This is a genomic window from Candidatus Francisella endociliophora, from assembly GCF_000764555.1.
GTDB lineage: Bacteria > Pseudomonadota > Gammaproteobacteria > Francisellales > Francisellaceae > Francisella > Francisella endociliophora.
Map to the genome: position 1 here is coordinate 420376 of NZ_CP009574.1, position 19512 is coordinate 439887.

Here is a 19512-nt window from a genome sequence, read left to right on the forward strand (position 1 = left end):
TAAAAAAAGAGATTATTGATTACTAGATTATATAACAGATTTAGTCTTTTAAGAAATTCTCAATATCAGGAATTAAATCTTCTGGAATAACTCTAGGAGCATATCTCTGTACAGTTTGACCATCTTTTGAAATTAAGAATTTTGTAAAATTCCATTTAATTCTTTCTGTACCTAATACACCTTTAGCTTTCTCTTTTAGATACTCAAATATTGGTTCAGCATTTTTTCCATTAACTTTTGTCTTTTTCATAATGGGAAATGTAATACCAAAATTTGTTTGGCAGAATTCTTTAATCTCTCCATCTTCACCCGGCTCTTGGCCTCCAAAGGAATTACAAGGAAATGCTACAACCTCCAAATCAGGGTATAACTTATGAAGATGTTGAAGCCCGTTATACTGTTTAGTAAAACCACATTTACTTGCAACATTTACAATAAGCAAAACCTTATTTTTTGGTAAATAAAATTCCGTACCATCATTTGCTGTAAGCTTAAAATCATAAATAGACATTATTTCTTCTCCTATACTTTATTAAAAACTTTGATCTGCAGTTTGAGTATCTTTGTTTAAGATATCAAAAATCTCTTTTACTAACTTAGGAGACACATCATACTGTATTGCAAATGATGTACGCGTATTTGCTAATGATTTATCTTCAAATGGATCATAATGCTCTAGATTTTGCTTTTTCTCAAGCTTTAACATTTTTTTGCGCCAACCTTTACGCTCAGCCATTAACTGAACAATCTGTTGATCTGCATTCATTATTTTTGCTTTGTAACCTTCTACAGATGGTTTTGCAGAATTTGTTGCCATTGCAAATACTGAACTACAAAAAACAAAGCCAAGAGCTAAGATTATATATTTTTTCATAAGTACTATATAATTTATCTAAGATTTTAATACTATAATGTTTTAGAGACTTATTTAAAAGATAATTCTGCAAATTTAAGGCAAACTAGAACTATTTTATGGTGTCATTACTGCTTTAAAAACATCATCAATCTTCTCTTGAGATACATTATATTTACCAGCTAAAATTTCATGTTGTTTCTGTAATCTCACATTTCGCTCTGGAGATATCACAGGTAGGTTATGTTCACTCTTGTAATCTGTTAGTTTTTTTACGACTTCGTCTCTTTTTTCAACTAGCTTTATTATCTGTTCATCAATTTTATCTATTTGCTTTCTTAAATGTTGAATAGGCTGATTTACAGCTCCACTTGTATCTGCAAATAGTAACCCAGTCGCTAAAATATAGAAAATACTTGCTATAGTAATCTTTCTTTTCATCACAATAAAAACATAATAACTCCATTAATCCTTTAATATAAACTTTTAAAAAAATTTTTTAAACCCCATAATAAGATAAAACACAAATAAATATATCTTATGATATTTAGAAAAAAGCAAACTGAACAACCTGATGTAATAAAAGAAATTCAAAATGATTTTGAATTTCTAAAACCTAAAGTATGGAAACTTTTTAATTGGATGATATTTTGTTCATTTATTTTAGTTTTAAGTTCCTATCTTAACGCTAGAATTTTTCTTCTAGCATTAAGCTTTGCTTGTCTAATTTGTTTATCAATCAAGCTCTACCTTCTAAATAAACTCCCTCCGACTAACTTTAGAATATACATTATTGTTTTTCTAATTATATTTGTAATATGTGAGTATAATCATTTGCAAATTGTCTATTTTAGATCTTTTAAAATTAGTAACATTGATTTTCATCAACTAATCTCTGACCCAGGAATATTTGTAGGTGCATTATGTAACATTGTCTTTACAACAAAGCTACAAGTTGCCCCTCATCTCTTTTTTAGAGAAGAGTTTATACAATGGTTTGCTAACTATATGAATATGACTCAGCCTAAAGCTTTAAAATATTTAGATGGGATATTTTTTGTAATTTTTGGATTTATTATTCCTGTAATTATAAACTTCATATATGCAATGCTTGCTGGAGTAATAGCTGTTAGAATCAAGCAACTATTTAATAAATCATAATATCTCAGATTCAGCAAAAGCCTTTACTTTTGTAACTATTTTTTCTTTTTTATCACCTTTGATAAACGCTGCCTTTGCAGCATTTAAATTCATAATAACCATGCTAGAGAAAGATAAATTATTTTTTAGATGTGCACTATAATACTCATCAGTTATAGATATATTGTTAAGCATTAATCTATCATCAGTGTTTAAAGCAACGTTTATATTATCTCCAAACATTCTTTGATATGGATGATTCTCAAAACTATCAACTATCCCTAGTGCTAGATTGCTACTAACATTAGATTCTATATGTACATTTTTATCTATAAGTAGTCCAACAACTTCTCGTAAAAGATCATTATCTACAGTTTTATACAAATTACAGGCATGACCAATTCTTTTTGCTCCAGTTAATATACTATCTTTTATATTTTGGATATTTGAGAACTCTCCACTATGAATTGTAAAGTCAATATTGTTTTCTTGCAGAAAACTTATAGTTTTTGGATGTGCTGTAGATACACTACCATTTAAATCCATACCCGCAAAATCATAACCAACAATTTCATTATGCTTTAAGCATAATTTTGCAAGTTCTAGATTAGTATCATCGGTGAAATGATACATTCCACAAACTAATATACCTGTTTCAATATCATACTTCTGCTTTGCCCTACTAAAACCTTTGGCAATACTCTCTATTATTTGATCATATGATAACCCCTTTTCTCTATGAAAAAATGGACAAAATCTTGCTTCAACATATATTACATTTTCTAATGCATGATCTTCTGCAAATTCAAAGGCAACTCTTTCAATAGCTTCTACAGTTTGCATTACAGAACATGCGACATTAAATGAATCAAAACATTTATCAAAATCTTTTGATGAAAATTCCTCTGAAAACCATTCTAAAAGTTTTTGCGAATTTTTCTCAGGAAGGCTTATATTATAATTATCTGCAAGTTCAATAATAGTTTGAGATCTTAGCCCTCCATCTAGATGATCATGCAATACTACTTTAGGAATTGATAAAATATCTTTTTTTAGCATAGATTTTCCCCACTGTTTATAATTTAGAATCCATTTCTGTTACTACACTATCTACTTTTTTAGCATAGCTCTTTACTATTTCTCTATCTTTTTGTTCGTTATAGGTAAGTAATTTTTTATTTTTCATAAGAACTTTACCATTAACTATAGTTGTATCAACATTAGAAGGAGATGCTGAATAGACTAAAACCGAATATGGATTATATATAGGATTCATATTGGTTGATTTTGTTTCAACTATTACAATATCTGCCAACTTATCTTTTTCTATAGAGCCTAATTTATCATCCATATGAATTGCTTTAGCGCCTCCTATTGTTGCCATATCAACAACTGTCTCAGCAGGCATAACCGTCCTATCACTATGTTTTAACTTTTGCATAGTTGCCACATAACTCATTTGGTTTATTATATCTAGAGTATTACTACTCATAGGACCATCTGTACCTAAGCCAATATCGACACCTTGATTATACATCTCTAAGGCTGGAGCAATACCTTTTGCTGATTTAATATTAGCTATGACATTGTGAGATACTCCTACGTTATTCTTTTTTAGAAGCTTAATATCATTTTCATTTACAAAAATACAATGGGCAGCTATTAATCTGTCAGATAGCAAACCTATAGAATCAAGATATTCAACAGGAGTTTTATTATATTCTTTTTTATATTTTTCTGATTCTGCTTTAGTTTCAGCTAGATGAATTATTATAGGTACATTATTTTGTTTCGATAGTTTTTCAATTTCCTTTAAATGCTTTGAATCATTAGTATAAGTTGCGTGAGGGGCATACGCAGGGGTAATTAGTTCATCATCTTTATATTTAGGAATTAGTTTTGAATTAGCGTAATCAATTCCGCCATACGGTTGTTTTGAATCAGGTGTTGGGTTCATCATAATTGTTTCACCCATTATGCCTCTCATCCCAATCTTCTTAACAGCTTTAGCTGCATAATCCTCAAAGTAGTACATATCAACCATAGTTGTAACACCTCCTTTGACCATCTCTATAGCAGAATGCAAAGTGGCATCATATACTAGCTTAGGACTTACCAGTTTAGCCTCTAATGGAAATAAATATCTTGTTAACCTATCAGCAACATCATCCCCAACACTTCTAAAAATTGACATTCCGGCATGAGTATGAGCATTAATCATCCCAGGCATTACTATCCCATTTTGAGCATCGATAGTTTCCTTTGGAAGATATTTATTAGCTATTTTTTTATTTCCCACATCAATTATTTTATTACCCTTTATAACAACAACGCCATTATCTATCACATCATGATTTTTATTCATTGTTAAAACTAAACCATTTTTTATAAGAAGTGATACTTTTTGTTTTTGGTTAGAAAAGCCAGAGAAACAAATAAAAAATCCAATAGAAAACAATAATAATTTTTTCATATAATTCCTCAGGTTAAATATATTTTTTGACAAATTAACTATTTCGCAAAAAATGACTACCAATACTTTCTTTTCTCACAATTGCACTTTCAATGGTAAGCTTAGCTAAGCTTATAGTTTTTCTGTAATTCTCTAACTTATAGTCATAATTATCTAGGCTAGTATTTTTATCTAAAGAATCTTCCAATAAATTTATTTGTTGATATGCTTCCAAAAGATTTTGCTCTTGTCTAACTAGCCCTACTTTATCCCACATTAACTGTCTTATTTTAGATATATGCTCAGAATAATTATTTTTTGATTCTAGTAATTTAAATTTCTGATTGTTATCAATAAGATCATTATCTAAATTTTGAAGGATATGTTTACTAGCTTCTAAAGCATATACAATACATTCAAGTAAAGAGTTGCTCGCTAATCTATTAGCACCATGTAATCCTGTACAAGATACTTCTCCTACAGCATATAGGTTTTCTATTTCTGTTTGAGAATTACCATCAACCTTTATCCCACCACAACTATAATGCGCCGCTGGTGATATAGGTATTCGAGCCACAGCTGGGTCTATACCATTTTCAAGTAGGTTTTGATAAATATATGGAAACTTCTCTTGCCACTGAGCTGTACTTAGATGAGTCGCATTTAGATATATTTCTCTACCAGCTTGCATATTTATGTATATCTGTCTGGCAACGATATCTCTAGGTGCTAGATCTTGTTTTTCATGAATATTTTTCATGATGCGAATACCTTTCTTAGTCTCAAGTACAGCTCCACTTCCTCTAATAGCTTCAGAGATTAAAATAGGCTCTCCAGCTTTTCCAAAGAAACAAGTAGGATGAAATTGCGTAAACTCAAGATTCTCTAGCTGACATCCTATGCTATTTGCCATAATCATTGCGCTACCAGTTCCAGCTGTTGCATTAGTTACATACTTATATAAACCTGATGCTCCACCTGATGCCAGTATTACTTTTTTAGTTATAAATTTAACAGCCTGATAATTTTTATCATAAGCATACAACCCTACACACTTATCTTTACCCTTTATAAGTTCTACAACATTATGTTCTGGATATACTATTATATTTTTATGCTTATTAAGATTCTCATATAATCTTGAGATAACCTCCCTACCAGTATAGTCTTTAATATGTAAGATCCTTGCTAAGGAGTGTCCACCCTCTAAATGTAAGCTATACTCACCATCAGCTTTTTTATCAAATTCAACACCATGATTTTCAAGCCACTTTATTGATGAAGATGAATTTTTGACTACCTGTGTCACGCTATCAAGATTTGCAAGATTCCCACTTGCTATAATAGTATCTGCAACATGAGATTCTATCGTATCGTCACTAGATATTATTGCGGCGATTCCCCCTTGCGCATAAGAGCTAGCTGAGAAATTAACTTTCTGATCATATATAATTGCAACATCTACATTATTTTCAGCAAGTTCTATAGCAGCGACAACTCCTGCCAGCCCTCCACCAACTATAGCAACATCATGTTTTTTTGTAATCATTTTTATAACTGAACCTGCATAGATAAATCTATTGCTTTTATATGCTTTGTTATTGCTCCTGAGGATATAAAGTCAACACCTGTTTTAGCCATCTCAACTATTGAATCAGCATCAATATTTCCAGAGACCTCTAGAGCTATTTTACCTTTAGCTAAATTAACTGCTGTATATATATCTTTAAGAGGAAAATTATCAAGCATGACAATATTAGCTCCAGTATTTATAGCTTGATCTAACTCATCTAAATTCGTAACTTCAACCTCTATTATTTTGCTACTATCTAGATCTTTAGCTTTTGTGACAGCTTGAGCAATACCTCCAGCAGATCGAATATGGTTTTCTTTAATTAAATAACCATCAAACAACCCAATACGATGATTAAATCCACCACCACATTTGACTGCATATTTTTGAGCTAAGCGAAAGCTTGGTATAGTTTTACGCGTATCAAGCAGTTTAGTTTTATAATTAGCAATAAGTGTAACTAAATTATTTGTTGTTGTAGCAGTTCCAGATAACATCTGAATGAAATTAAGCATTGCTCTTTCTGCAGTCAATATGCTTCTAGCATTACCTTTTAACTCAAAGATTTTCTCACCAGCTGCTACTTTATCAGCATCATTATAAAACCATGTTATTTGAATATCTTTATCAACTTGATTTATAACTTCATTAGCAAATGCTTGACCACATAAAACCATATCTTCACGAGTAATGCAAAAAGCTATAGTATTTATGTCTCTAGCTAATTGAGCTGTGATATCTCCACTAGCAACATCTTCAGCTAAAGATTCTTTTACTAGCCTTTGTATAATATCAAAAGGTACTTCTTTTATTTGATTAGTATTTAGCATTACTTCAGACATAAGTATTTCCTAGAAATTTATCATTCTATTTAAAGGAACAAGAGCTTTTTGGCGAACTTCTTCTTCTATAAAAATTTCATTTGTTTGATTAATTAAGCAATCTTTTAAATTTTTAAGTTGGTTAAGTTTCATCCACGGACATTTTGCACATGATTGACATGTAGCACCTCGGCCGGCTGTTGGTGCTGGGATAAACTGCTTATGTGGTGATAACTGCTTCATCTTATGGAATACACCAATATCTGTAGCAACTATAAATTTATCATTTTCCATATCTTTACTTGCTGCTATGAGCTGTGAAGTAGAGCCTACAGCATCTGCTCTTTTGATAATTTCAGCTGGAGATTCTGGATGAACTAAAACTGCTGCATCTGGATATTCAAGCATCAAATCATCAAGAGCTTGAGCCTTAAACTCTTCATGCACAATACAACTACCATCATATAGTAGCATATCAGCACCTGTTTGCTTAGTGATCCAATCTCCCAGAAATCTATCAGGTCCCCAAAGAATTTTCTTACCCTGCTTATGTAAATGCGAACAAATTTCTAAAGCATTGGAAGAAGTTACCGTCCAGTCAGCTAGAGCTTTGATCTCAGCAGAAGTATTTACATATACCACCACCTCTCTGTCAGGATTAGCTTTTATAAACTTCTCAAACTCACCATTATTACAACTTAAATCTAGTGAACACTCTGCTTGTAAGGTCGGCATTAGAATTTTTTTCTCAGGGCTAAGAATTTTCGCTGAGTCACCCATAAATCTAACCCCTGCGACAACCAAAGTATCACATGAGCTTTCTAGCCCAAATTTAGCCATAGCAAGAGAGTCACCTACAAAGCCTCCGGTTTGCTCAGCTAACTCCTGAATCTCATCATCAACATAATAATGAGCTACTAAACAAGCATTATTTTGTTTTAGCAAATCTTTGATTTCTTGCATATATTGCTGTTTTTCAGCATCTTTGATTTTTAAACTAGGTAACTCTTTTCTAGCTTGCGATATTTTGTCTTTTATAAGTTCTTGATTTAACATCCAAATGCTCCTTTGATTTTAACCTTGGATATTTTCTTCGAAATAATTACATAACTGCTCTAATGATTGACTAAAATCATCATTTACTAACTGACAGTCAAATTCATCGGCATGAGAAATCTCATCCTCTGCTTGATCCATACGATAATCTATAGTTTCTTTTGAATCAGTATTTCTAGCTTCTAAGCGTTTTCTTAACTCCTCCATTGATGGTGGCAGTATAAATAAACTCTTAGCTTTTTCGCCATATATAGCTCTTGTTTGTTGAGCACCTTGCCAGTCTATTTCTAGTATAATGTTTTTACCAGCAGCAAGAAGTTTATCTATTTCTGCCTTTGAAGTACCATAGTAGTTTTTGAAAACTTTTGCATACTCAATGAAACCATCGTTTTTAAGCATCTTTTCAAATTCGGCTATAGTAACAAAATGATACTCTTTACCATTTGTTTCACCAGCTCGAGGGTCTCTAGTTGTATGAGAAGTAGCTACAGCAAAATTATTTTTACCTGTTTTCGTTTCTAAAAAAGCTTTTAATAAAGAACTTTTACCAGCACCAGATGGTGCAGAAACTATAAATATATAGTTACTCATTTGTAAAAATTATAATTGAATAGATAGTTTGACAAATTATACAGGTTTAAAGGATCAAATAGAACAAACATAGCTAAATTTAGTATTGATCTATAAGATAGTTTATTAATTTCGATCAATTGATAAATTTTCAGAATAGATATTTATAAAGACAAACTACTAGCCACCTTTATAAAAATAGATTTAATTATTGAGCAGTGATGTTTAATTTTTTACCAGCTACCCAAACTTTTTTAAGATGACCGACAACTTTAGGAGATAAGTTTGCAGGTAGATCAACTAGAGTATAGTCTTTTTGAATAGAAATATTACAAATATGTTTACTATCAATATTTCCTTCATTAGCTATAGCACCAACGATATTTCTAGGCTGAACATCATTATCACGACCAACTTCTAACTTATATGTAGTCAAATCTATATTTGGAGCTCTGCGAGGTTTTCTCTCTGATCTATCAAAGCGTCTATCACCACGATCACCTCTATCATTACGGTCGCCTCTACGCTCAAACCTATCATTTCTTCTACCATCTCTAGAGTTTCTGTCATTTCTATCTCTACGAGGTCTATCATCTCTAGCTTGTATTTCTCTTGGGAAGAATGATTTCTTACCTTGAGTAAGCAATGTAAGTACAGCTAAAAGATCATCTGAGTCTAACTCTAATTCGTCACGAATACCTGTGATAATTTCTTTATACTTATCAAGAGATTTATTTTTCTCGATAGCTGAAGCAATTCTAGTTTTGAAGTTTGCAATTCTACTATCTGCAAGATCTTTTGCACTTGGCATAAATATTTCTTGCATCGGCGAACTAGTAAACCTCTCAACAATTCTCAAGAATCGCATATCTTTTAAAGGAACTAATGAAATAGATACACCTTCACGCCCTGCTCTACCTGTACGACCAATTCTGTGTACATAAGTATCAGCATCATTAGGAAGATCATAGTTAACCACATGAGAAATTCTCTCTAAATCAATACCACGAGCCACAACATCAGTAGCTACCAAAATATCAGATTTAGAATTTCTAAACTGATCTACAATATACTCTCTTTGCGATTGTTGCATATCACCATTGATAGCTGCAGCTTTATAGCCTAGTGCTTTAAGATTATCCGCAACTTCTATAGTACTTGTTTTAGTTTTTACAAAAATTATTACGCCATCAGTCTCTTCAACCTCAAGCAGTCTATCAAGAGCATCAATTTTTCTAAAGCCTTTGATTACTATAAATTTTTGTGTAACAGTATTAGCTGTTTTTGTCTTAGCTTTTACTTGTATTTTACAAGGATTTCTAAGATATTCTTGAATGATATCAGCAATATCAGTAGGGATAGTCGCTGAGAAAAGCAACCTTTGACACTCATCAGATACGTGACTTAATACATACCTAACATCATCAATAAAGCCCATTCTAAGCATTTCATCAGCTTCATCAAGTACTAACGCTCTTAGGTTATCAAGCTGTAATGTGCCTTTTTCAATATGATCCATTACACGACCTGTAGTACCGACTACAACTTTAACACCTCTTTTAAGTGCTCTAATTTGTGAGCCATACTCTTGACCACCATATATACAAGCGACATCTAAATTAGGAATACTTTTTGCAAAAGCTTCAAACTGTTCTGCAACTTGTATAGCCAACTCTCTAGTTGGAGCTAATACTAAAACTTGAGGAGCTCTATCTCTAGATTCAAAATCCATATTATTTATTAAAGGTAATGCAAACGCTGCTGTTTTACCTGTACCCGTTTGTGCTTGACCTAGCACATCTCTACCCGATAAGATATATGGAATAGCATACTGTTGGATAGGAGTAGGATTCTCGTATCCTAATTTAGTAACAGTATCTACAATATCTTGACTTAGCCCAAGCTGGCTAAAATCTTTTTTAGTTTCAGAATTCATTTTTATCCGTAAATTATTTTGAGAAATTTATTTAATAATTTGAAAATTATGAGAAATTTAGAAATTATCCGCGTGATGTAACTTCTAATAGATGATAACCAAATTGAGTTTGTACTGGACCATGAACTGTATTTAGTTCATCGTTAAACACTACTTTATCAAACTCAGGAACCATTTGCCCTTGAGAAAAAGTACCTAAATCACCACCTCTAGCACCAGATGGGCATAGAGAATGCTTTTTAGCTGCTTCTTCAAATGTGATTTTACCTTCATTTATATCGCTTTTGATTTGTTGACATTCAGATTCTGATTGTACTAGCAAATGTCTAGCTGAAGCTTTCATAATTATAGTTCCTTATTTAATTTGATTTGACTATTAATAATTACAAGGCTAAAGGATACATTATTTAGTAAAAATATACAACTTGAGAAATTTATATAGCTATTATTATATTATGACAACCTAACTTGAGAATCATACCCATAAGTTCCAAAAAACAATATATACAAATAGCATACAATTGGCACAATAAAAGACATTGTTATACCTATATGATCAGCTATTACTCCTTGAATAACAGGTATAATAGCTCCTCCGACTATAGCAACACACAAAAGCCCTGACCCCAGAGAAGTTTTTTCTCCCAACTCCCTAACAGCTAAACTAAATATTGTCGGAAACAGTATTGAATTAAACAAGCCTACCGCAACGATACTATACAAGGCAATATTACCAAATGAAAACATTGAGATTAAAACTAGCATTATTGCTAACACTGCATTAAACGTCACAGCTTTAGATGGTTTAACCCTTGTCAAGACAACTGCTCCTATTAATCTGCCAACCATAGCTCCACCCCAATAAAAAGCAACAAAGCTAGCAGCTTTTGCAGGAGCCAAAGATAAAACATGATCCGTTCCTAAATAATTAATTAAAAAGCTTCCTATACTAACTTCTGCTCCAACATATGCAAATATTGCGACACAACCTAATATTAAATGTTTATACTCCCAAATAGGTTTTTTAGAAATATTTATATGATCTTCAGGTATCTCTTCTTCTTTCAACTGAGGCAAAGGAAAGAAAATAAAATATAAACTTAAACAAAACATAACAACAGCAAGAGCTAAATAAGGATGTTGAATTGCTGTTATAACAATATCTTCATTTCCATTAGCTGCCGCTATAGCACCTAAAATAAAAACTCCTCCAAGAGCAGGTCCCAAAGTAGTACCCAAAGAGTTAAGTCCTTGTGCAAAAGTAAGTCTAGCAGAAGAGTTTTTTCTATCTCCAAGTAAAGATACATATGGATTTGCAGCTACTTGTAAAATAACAATACCTGTAGCTAAAACAAATAGGCTAATCAAAAAATATCCATACACAGCATATTCAGCAGAAGGTAGAAACCCTAAGCAGCCAAACCCAGCAACGGCAAAACCTATTGCAATTGCCCACTTATAACCAAATCTCTGCAATACTCTAGAAGCAGGTATTGATAACAACGCATATGCCATAAAAAACACAAACTGTACTAACATTGCTTGAGCATAATTAAGGGTAAATAACTCTTTTAAATGAGGAATCAAAACATCATTTAAAGATGTGAGCAATCCCCACATAAAAAAAGCCAGCGTAACGCTGACAAATGTAATATGGTTTCTACTTGGACTCATAATAATTCTCTTAGTTTTTGTATACTTAAATAGCTATGTTACAAAATTTAAATGGATAATTTATTAAATTACTAGCTACCAATTTTTGCAAGAGGTTTTCCAGCTCTTAGATTGTTTTCAATCTGTTCTAATGATACATCTTTAGTTTCTGGAACAAAGAATTTAACGAATATTAAACATAAAATACTAGCTACTCCAAAAAATATAAATACTTTACCTGGTGAATGTATTACAAAAGCTAAAGAGAAATTAACAATGATAGCATTAGAAACCCAGTTACTCATAGTTGAGGCAGTAACACCCAGATCTCTTCCTTCTGCAGGCTGAATCTCTGAACATACAATCCAAACAATTGGTCCCATAGCTATAGCGAAACCAAAAACAAAGATCAAACAAAATGCTAAAGCTGTCCACTGCAATGTTTCAGATAAGTTCATTGCTTGACCAACAACATGATGAGTTGAAAAAATAAATCCTACAACCAAGCACGAAATTATTACTAAAGCTAAACCAAAGTATAATATTGGCTTACGCCCAAATCTATCTATATATTTTATAGCTAATACTGTTGTAATAACATTTAATAAACCAATAGTAATAGTAGAAATCATTGGGTTAGCAAACCCAGCTCCTTCAAATATTTGAGCAGAGTAGTACATAAATACGTTAATACCTGTCAACTGTTGAAATACTTGTAGAGCCATACCTAAAAATAATACTTTAATAAAGTATTTATGCTTAAGCATCGAAAATGGATTAACATTTAACACTGTTGTTTCTTTTATCTCCTGATACTCTGCTACAGCTTCACTTTCAGAATTTCTTATTTTTTTAAGTGTTATTTCAGCTTCATCATTTTTACCAACTAAAACTAACCACCTAGGACTTCTTGGAAGGGTTAAGCATCCAACAAACATTAGAACTGAAGGAATTGCTAATGCTACCATCATCAATCTCCATGAACCAGTTTGCTCAAGAGCTGAATTTGTAACAAAAACTAAAAATATCCCAATAGTAATCATTAGTTGATACATTCCAACAAGAGCTCCTCTGAACTCTTTTGGAGATATTTCTGATAGATATAAAGGAGCAATAAAAGATGCCACACCAACACCAACTCCCAAAACAAACCTGGCTATAAAAAATACTTCATAGTTAGGAGCAAAAATACTTACCAATGTAGCTAAAGAAAAAATTCCTCCAGCAATTATTAATACTTTTCGACGCCCAAATTTCTTAGATAAAACACCACTAAATAAAGCTCCAATAGCCGCACCGACTAATAATATACTAGCCACATGTCCCTGCTGTGATTCTGTCAGGTGAAAACTTTGTGCTATAAATTTAAGTGAGCCATTGATGTAACCTGTGTCCATCCCAAAAAGTAAACCAGCTAGGGCTGCTATAACAGCTATCTTAACTGTTATAAAATTAATTTTTTTTTCTTTCATAGTTATTTATTTCCTGTATGAATTTACTAAATAGTAAGCAATATTCATCATATACTATAATTTCAATCTATAACAAGATTTTTTTTAACATAAGCAAAATATTTATAGGAAAAAATATTTAATCTATACTTTCTTTATTATAAATTTAAGAATTTATGAGATAAACAAGTTAATAATCAAAGGATAGAATTTAATATGGGTAAAGACATTAAATTTAATTAAAAATACTTTTGGCTTTTTTAATTAGATGCTCTATTTGTTGCTTTGCATACAATTTTGACTCAATACTCCCCCATACTGGAGCTGGCCAAACTGGATCATTCTCAAAACGCCCTACTACATGAATGTGCATTTGTTTAACAACATTTCCAATAGTTGCGACATTTAGCTTATCAGTATTATATTCTTTGACTATAAAGTCAGATAGTTTATTTATAATTTTATTGATATTGTATTGTTGAGAATCATCTAGCTGATACCACTCTGTTCTATCTGTAAATGGAACTACGATAAACCATGGAACAATAGAATTATTCATCACTAAAATTTTACAATCTAAATACTCACAAACTTCAAAAGTATCTGCTTTTAAACGCGAATCTAATTCAAACATTAAAATAGCTTCCTAATTTTTTCTAAATCTTCTAAAGTATCGACACCTGCAGGAGTTGGTTTAGCAGCCTGATCTACAGCAATCTTATAACCATTATATAAAACTCTAAGCTGTTCAAGCGCCTCATATTTTTCAATAGGAGATACTGTCAACTCAGCATAATGCTTCAAAAATCCAACTCGATATGTATAGATACCTATATGCCTAAAAAATTCTGAAATATTAACCTGATTTTTCTCAGAAAACCCTCTTTCAAAAGGAATAGATGCTCTACTAAAATACAAAGCATAATTATTCTTATCAAAAACCACTTTAACATTATTTGGATTATAAATATCACTTGCATCTGTAATTTGCTCACAAAGAGTCGATACTACTGCTTCTGGCTTATTGATAAGAAGTTCCGCTGCTTGCTCAATATTCTCAATAGGGATAAGAGGCTCATCACCTTGAACATTAACGACCACATCTTCATCATCAAAACCAAGCTTTGTAACAGCTTCTGCAATTCTATCAGTGCCTGATTCATGATCATCTCTTGTTAAAATAACATTGGCACCGAAGCCCTCTGCTATTTCTTTAATTTCATGAGAATCTGTAGCTATAAAGATGCTATCGAACTTTGATTTAGATACTTGCTCATAAACTCTTTGAATCATTGGCTTACCAGCAATATCTGCTAGCATCTTACCTGGTAGACGAGTTGACTTAAGTCTAGCAGGAATTACAATATGAGTTCTAGCCATATTTCTTTACCTCTTCAAGAGTTAGTTTTTTAGCTTCCTCAACTAACATTACAGGTATGTTTTCTCTTATTGGATAAGCTAATTTATCAGCTTTACATACTAAAATCTGATTCTCTTTATCATAATGTAAGTTTGATTTACAAACAGGACAAACTAACACATTTAAAACTGAATGATCCATTATTTCACCTCAATTACAAATTGATATTTATCTTCTACTTGTTTAGCTTCAACAAGTATATAATCATTTACCTTACACCATGCTGGGATATCATGCATAGTACCAGGATCTGTACAAATAACTTTTAATTGCTCTCCTGATTGCATACCTCTTAGAGCATTTTGAGTTTTGATAACAGGCATTGGACATAAAAGTCTTTCTAGATTTATTTCTTTCATCTATATATACCATTCTTGTTTGATTTCATCAGCAGGCATTGGTGCTACAGTTACCTCTTTACTAGTGCCATCAAGATAGTTAAACACCATAGTTACAGTATCAGCATTTTTACCTTGAGTGAATCTACCCAAAACTTTAGCGGTAAATTCTTCATCAGCTTTATCAAAGTCACCATCTATTAAAATTAATGGTCCACCATGAGAAGAACAATACACATAAGCAAACTGATTTTTATAGCCATTCAGATAATTATTCTCGCCTTCTTCACGACCAATTATAAGCTTATATTCTGGCTTATAACGTAAATGTCTGCCAACTTTTAAAAGCATAATATCATCAAACTCATACTCTTTTGAATTACGAGCTTGCCATAAATCTACAAGCTTATCAGAGTACTGTTTATCTGTAAGGAAGCAACAGCCACCTGCAGGAGAAGCATAATCTTCTATACCCCAATCTTTAGCCATCTTCATTTGCTCTTTACGACCTCGACCTGTAATTCCCATTAGTTTAGATCTATCAACCCAACCTTCTCTTTCTGGTTTTGTTTCAGGTAAGTTTTTTGCACTTAATGGTCTAAGTAAAAGATCATCAATTCCAGATTGTTTCTGTACTACTGGCATAGTATCTTTTCTTTGAGACATTGGTCTTTGGCCAATAACTTCGCCCGTAATTATAAAATCAAAGCCATTTTCTAAAGCCCACTGTTTTGCTTTACGCACCATAAAAATCTTACAATCAAGGCATGGATTCATATTTGCACCATAGCCATATTTAGGATTTAAAAGTACATCTTTGTATTCTTCTATTACATCTATAATATGAAGCTTAATACCTAATTGTTCAGCAACCCAAAGAGCATTATTTCGCTTTTGTTTTTCTTTATCATGTTTACGAATTGCATGAGTATGTCCCTCTACACAAAACCCTGTAAAAAAGTTTATACCTTCGACATGAACACCTTGCTCTATCATCATTTTTGTAGCAAGCATTGAATCAAGACCACCCGATATAAGTGATATTGCTTTTCTTTGTTTTTGTTCCATTGTTATAGTTTTAAAAATCTAATTATTAAATATTTGTAACAATTTTAGCATATCGATATTGTTTAACTAGATTTTATTTAAAATTCTAATTTGAACTTAGTAGAAAAGAAATATTTCTTTAAAGTTTAATTCTTGCAGTCGATGTTTCTAAAAACACAGATTTGTTAAGCTTGCCCTTTCTATGTATCTGTTGTTCAAGTTTCTGATTATCATAAATTTTCACATCAAAATTGACATCTCCATTAGGAAAAAAAGTCCTTGTCACAATTACCTCCTTACCTTGATCATCAAATCTTTTTCCTACAGAAACAATTGAGTTTTGTTTAATAAGTAAATTATCAAGCGTTGCACTATATTTCAAAACTCCATCCATTATTTTTTCATTTGGCTCTTTTGTAACATCAAATATAAAGTCAAATGACTTGCCTTCTTCTGCATATGTTCTAAAATTCTGATAAGACTCAACTTTTATATCTTTTTCATCAGTAGAAACATACACTAAGGCTACCAAAAAAATAATTGCTGAAATAAAAGTAACTATCGAAAAAACCTGGCTTTTTGTTACTAATTTAATTCTATTCATTTCATATAGGTTGGATGTTTTACTATAAAATATCCTATCATAAAAAGTAAGCTAAAATTGTGATTTTTTTCACTCAACAATTTTATTTTTCATCATAATATTTTGCAGCGTAAAATCCAACTAAAGAGCCAAGCATCGAGACCACTCGCAAAATAAAAATATTGAAGTAGTTGAGCTGTTACAACTAAGGAAATTAATAATGCCCATAATAATTTGTATTTTGGAAATAAAATCCACAAACTCACACAAAAAGAAAATATAAGTGTTGCATGTCCTGATGGAAACGAGTTATTGATATTATCAAATTTAAACCAATTAAATCCATAAGCATTATCTCTAATTAGAGACAGATTATTTTTAAATGTCTCTGGCCAATATCTACTAAAAAAACCTTTTAAAATATCTTTAACAAACTGTCCTATTACAATTGCGTTAGCGACTAACAGAGGCTTTTTATCAGTAGCAATAATTTTCTTCAATAGTAACTTGGTAAAAAAATAAATATAAAAAACAAATGTCAATTTTTTTATAATAGAAACAAGATCATCTAAAAAAACTTCATAAAGGTATATTGTCTTGAATTATGCTCATATAAAAACCACACTACCTGCCTATCAACAAAAAAGTAGCTTATTACTATTTAAGCCAAAACCAGTCATAACTATTAATGCTAATTTTTTATTATTCATTAATCATTCCTAATGAAAACATTCCCAAATTTCTTGGGCCAGTTTTTTACTAATCCCTTTTACTTTAGCAATTTCATCAACTGATGCTCTAGATAACTCTTGCCAGCCTCCAAAGTGCATAATTAATGCTTTACGGCGTTTTGGTCCAACACCTTCAATCTCCTCTATAATTGAAGATTGTCTATTTGAGCTAACTTTCTTACGCTGACCTTTGATAGCATGGTCATGAGCAGAGTCTCGAACTTGTCGTAATAGTAAAAAGCCTGGGTCATACTCATCTAAAGTATATTCAGCATCATCAAATCCTTTGTAGATTTTTTCTTTACCACTAATTCGCTCAACACCTTTACCTAGACTCACAAGCTGTACTTTATTTTGAATACCAAATTCACGAAATACTGCTTCTGCTTGGTGAATCTGCCCTTTTCCACCATCTATTATCATTACATCTGGAAGATTATCAGCTTCTAATCCTGAGCTTACTCGACGATATACTGCTTGGTGAATAGCTGCATAGTCATCACCAGCTTTAACATCTTTAATATTGTATCTACGATGAGATTTACGATCCTCCCCCTCATCTGTGTAAACAACACATGAAGCAACTGTAGCCTCACCTTGAAAATGTGAAATATCAAAACATTCAATCCGTTTAATATCATTTTCAAATTCAAGAAATTCTTTCAATGAGTCTAAGCGTTTTTGATATTGTGATTTTGAGCTTGTGTATATGTTTAACTTTTGTCTAGCATTTACTTCTGCTAGCTTTAACCACTTAAGGTTGTCAGCTGCTGGTGCAATTATCCAGTTGATTGATTGGCCTATCTTTTGTGAAATACTATTCATCAAATCTGTAATCTCAGCGAAATCAACTTTTGATAAAATTATATTTTTTGGCCAGATATTACGAATCTCATCCCCAAGATAAAAATGTGATAAAAATGCATGCATTATGGATGTCTTATCTTGCCCTTTTGCGTCAATGCTCCAATGCCTATCAGCTACCACATCACCATTTTGAATCTGCAACAAGGCGATACTTGCATAATTATCTTGGATATATATCCCAATCACATCAAAAGTTTTATCTGCTTGGATATCAACTATTTGCTGTTGCTGAAGCTTACGTAATACTACAAGCTGATCACGATAAACTTGAGCCTTTTCATATTCCATATTTTCAGAAGCCTGATACATTTTCTCAGAAATTTCTTCTAGCACACTACTAAACTTACCTGCAAGAAATTTTTTTAAAATTGCTAATTGTTCATCATATTGCTCTTGAGAGACTAGCCCAACACACGGAGCTAAGCATCGTTTAATTTGATATTGTAAGCATGGTCTAACTCTTGATTTATAGTATGAATTTTCACATTGGCGAATTGGAAAAATTTTTTGGATAATATTTAGGGTATTTTTTACAGATGAAATTGATACAAATGGACCAAAGCACTGTCCTTTTTTATAAGCTGATTTACCACGATAAAAAGCAACTCGTGGAAATTTATCACGCGAAATAACTAAATAGGGATAGCTTTTATCATCTTTAAATAAAATATTATACTTCGGTCGGTGTTGTTTAATAAGATTATTCTCAAGCAAATACGCCTCATAATCACTAGGTGTGATAGTTATCTCAATCTTAGCCACTTGTGATGCCATCATTAAAGTTTTGGTATCTTTAGCACCTTTTGAGAAATAACTATTCACACGATTCTTAAGATTTTTTGCTTTACCTACATAAATTATCTCACCATGTCTATCAATCATACGATAAACGCCTGAGTGAGTTGTTAAGTTTGCTAAAAAGCTTTTTAAATCAAAATCTTGAGAATTATCAGAAATCATCTAATTTTTATCACGCAATAAATATATGAAAATGGTAACATATCTAAATTAAATACTTTAT

22 protein-coding genes are annotated in these 19512 nt (G+C 31.8%); 1 reads left to right on the forward strand and 21 read right to left on the reverse strand.

Annotated features, from left to right (window positions below; all coding sequences use genetic code 11):
* Positions 1-40 precede the first annotated feature (40 nt).
* The 3 genes from QI37_RS01945 to QI37_RS01955 all read right to left on the reverse strand — a co-directional run bounded on the left by QI37_RS01945 (position 41) and on the right by QI37_RS01955 (position 1294).
* Complete coding sequence (locus QI37_RS01945) at positions 41-511, reverse strand: glutathione peroxidase (protein WP_040008079.1); 471 nt, start codon at positions 509-511, stop codon at positions 41-43.
* 21 nt (positions 512-532) lie between these two features.
* Complete coding sequence (locus QI37_RS01950; RefSeq protein ID WP_040008080.1) at positions 533-874, reverse strand: chorismate mutase; 342 nt, start codon at positions 872-874, stop codon at positions 533-535.
* Positions 875-970: 96 nt separating this feature from the next.
* The gene (locus tag QI37_RS01955) at positions 971-1294 is read right to left on the reverse strand and encodes a chorismate mutase (RefSeq protein WP_040008081.1); all 324 of its coding nucleotides are present in this window, start codon (positions 1292-1294) and stop codon (positions 971-973) included.
* A gap of 99 nt (positions 1295-1393) precedes the next feature.
* Between QI37_RS01955 and QI37_RS01960 the strand changes: the two genes are divergently transcribed.
* A complete protein-coding gene (locus QI37_RS01960; RefSeq protein WP_040008083.1) occupies positions 1394-2014 on the forward strand; it encodes a hypothetical protein in 621 nt (206 codons plus the stop codon).
* On the opposite strand, the gene QI37_RS01965 is transcribed toward QI37_RS01960, so the two are convergent.
* The 18 genes from QI37_RS01965 to uvrC form a co-directional block, all read right to left on the reverse strand.
* Complete coding sequence (locus tag QI37_RS01965; protein ID WP_040008085.1) at positions 2009-3052, reverse strand: adenosine deaminase family protein; 1044 nt, start codon at positions 3050-3052, stop codon at positions 2009-2011. The two genes, QI37_RS01960 and QI37_RS01965, sit on opposite strands and share 6 nt — an antisense overlap.
* A gap of 16 nt (positions 3053-3068) precedes the next feature.
* Positions 3069-4466 carry an amidohydrolase gene (locus tag QI37_RS01970; protein ID WP_052399120.1) on the reverse strand — a complete coding sequence of 466 codons (1398 nt, stop codon included), beginning with the start codon at positions 4464-4466 and terminating at the stop codon, positions 3069-3071.
* 34 nt (positions 4467-4500) lie between these two features.
* On the reverse strand, positions 4501-5994 hold the full coding sequence (gene nadB, locus QI37_RS01975; protein WP_040008087.1) for an L-aspartate oxidase: 1494 nt from the start codon (positions 5992-5994) through the stop codon (positions 4501-4503).
* A gap of 2 nt (positions 5995-5996) precedes the next feature.
* The gene (gene nadC, locus QI37_RS01980) at positions 5997-6860 is read right to left on the reverse strand and encodes a carboxylating nicotinate-nucleotide diphosphorylase (RefSeq protein ID WP_040008089.1); all 864 of its coding nucleotides are present in this window, start codon (positions 6858-6860) and stop codon (positions 5997-5999) included.
* Positions 6861-6869: 9 nt separating this feature from the next.
* On the reverse strand, positions 6870-7895 hold the full coding sequence (gene nadA, locus QI37_RS01985; protein WP_040008091.1) for a quinolinate synthase NadA: 1026 nt from the start codon (positions 7893-7895) through the stop codon (positions 6870-6872).
* An 18-nt stretch (positions 7896-7913) separates the two neighbouring features.
* Positions 7914-8486 carry a guanylate kinase gene (gmk, locus tag QI37_RS01990; RefSeq protein WP_040008094.1) on the reverse strand — a complete coding sequence of 191 codons (573 nt, stop codon included), beginning with the start codon at positions 8484-8486 and terminating at the stop codon, positions 7914-7916.
* A 187-nt stretch (positions 8487-8673) separates the two neighbouring features.
* On the reverse strand, positions 8674-10401 hold the full coding sequence (locus QI37_RS01995) for a DEAD/DEAH box helicase (RefSeq protein ID WP_040008095.1): 1728 nt from the start codon (positions 10399-10401) through the stop codon (positions 8674-8676).
* Positions 10402-10465: 64 nt separating this feature from the next.
* Positions 10466-10744 (reverse strand): peptidylprolyl isomerase, encoded by a 279-nt coding sequence (locus QI37_RS02000; protein ID WP_040008096.1) that lies wholly within the window; start codon positions 10742-10744, stop codon positions 10466-10468.
* Between the two features lie 110 nt (positions 10745-10854).
* Entirely contained in the window at positions 10855-12075 is a 1221-nt protein-coding gene (locus tag QI37_RS02005; protein ID WP_052399121.1) for a sugar MFS transporter, read from the reverse strand.
* A 71-nt stretch (positions 12076-12146) separates the two neighbouring features.
* Entirely contained in the window at positions 12147-13526 is a 1380-nt protein-coding gene (locus tag QI37_RS02010) for a sugar porter family MFS transporter (protein ID WP_040008100.1), read from the reverse strand.
* Positions 13527-13740: 214 nt separating this feature from the next.
* Positions 13741-14139 (reverse strand): HIT domain-containing protein, encoded by a 399-nt coding sequence (locus tag QI37_RS02015; protein WP_040008101.1) that lies wholly within the window; start codon positions 14137-14139, stop codon positions 13741-13743.
* On the reverse strand, positions 14139-14885 hold the full coding sequence (gene kdsB / locus QI37_RS02020; protein ID WP_040008103.1) for a 3-deoxy-manno-octulosonate cytidylyltransferase: 747 nt from the start codon (positions 14883-14885) through the stop codon (positions 14139-14141). Before kdsB ends, QI37_RS02015 begins: the two co-directional genes overlap by 1 nt.
* A complete protein-coding gene (locus QI37_RS02025) occupies positions 14878-15066 on the reverse strand; it encodes a Trm112 family protein (RefSeq protein WP_040008104.1) in 189 nt (62 codons plus the stop codon). Before QI37_RS02025 ends, kdsB begins: the two co-directional genes overlap by 8 nt.
* Positions 15066-15284 carry a sulfurtransferase TusA family protein gene (locus tag QI37_RS02030; RefSeq protein WP_040008106.1) on the reverse strand — a complete coding sequence of 73 codons (219 nt, stop codon included), beginning with the start codon at positions 15282-15284 and terminating at the stop codon, positions 15066-15068. Before QI37_RS02030 ends, QI37_RS02025 begins: the two co-directional genes overlap by 1 nt.
* Positions 15285-16331, reverse strand: a complete 1047-nt coding sequence (locus QI37_RS02035; protein ID WP_040008107.1) for a tRNA (5-methylaminomethyl-2-thiouridylate)-methyltransferase — start codon at positions 16329-16331, stop codon at positions 15285-15287.
* A 118-nt stretch (positions 16332-16449) separates the two neighbouring features.
* Positions 16450-16914, reverse strand: coding sequence for a hypothetical protein (locus tag QI37_RS02040; protein ID WP_040008108.1), 465 nt, complete (start codon positions 16912-16914; stop codon positions 16450-16452).
* A 92-nt stretch (positions 16915-17006) separates the two neighbouring features.
* Positions 17007-17393, reverse strand: coding sequence for a phosphatase PAP2 family protein (locus QI37_RS10070; protein ID WP_235261391.1), 387 nt, complete (start codon positions 17391-17393; stop codon positions 17007-17009).
* Between the two features lie 219 nt (positions 17394-17612).
* A complete protein-coding gene (gene uvrC / locus QI37_RS02050) occupies positions 17613-19451 on the reverse strand; it encodes an excinuclease ABC subunit UvrC (RefSeq protein ID WP_040008109.1) in 1839 nt (612 codons plus the stop codon).
* Positions 19452-19512 lie beyond the last annotated feature (61 nt).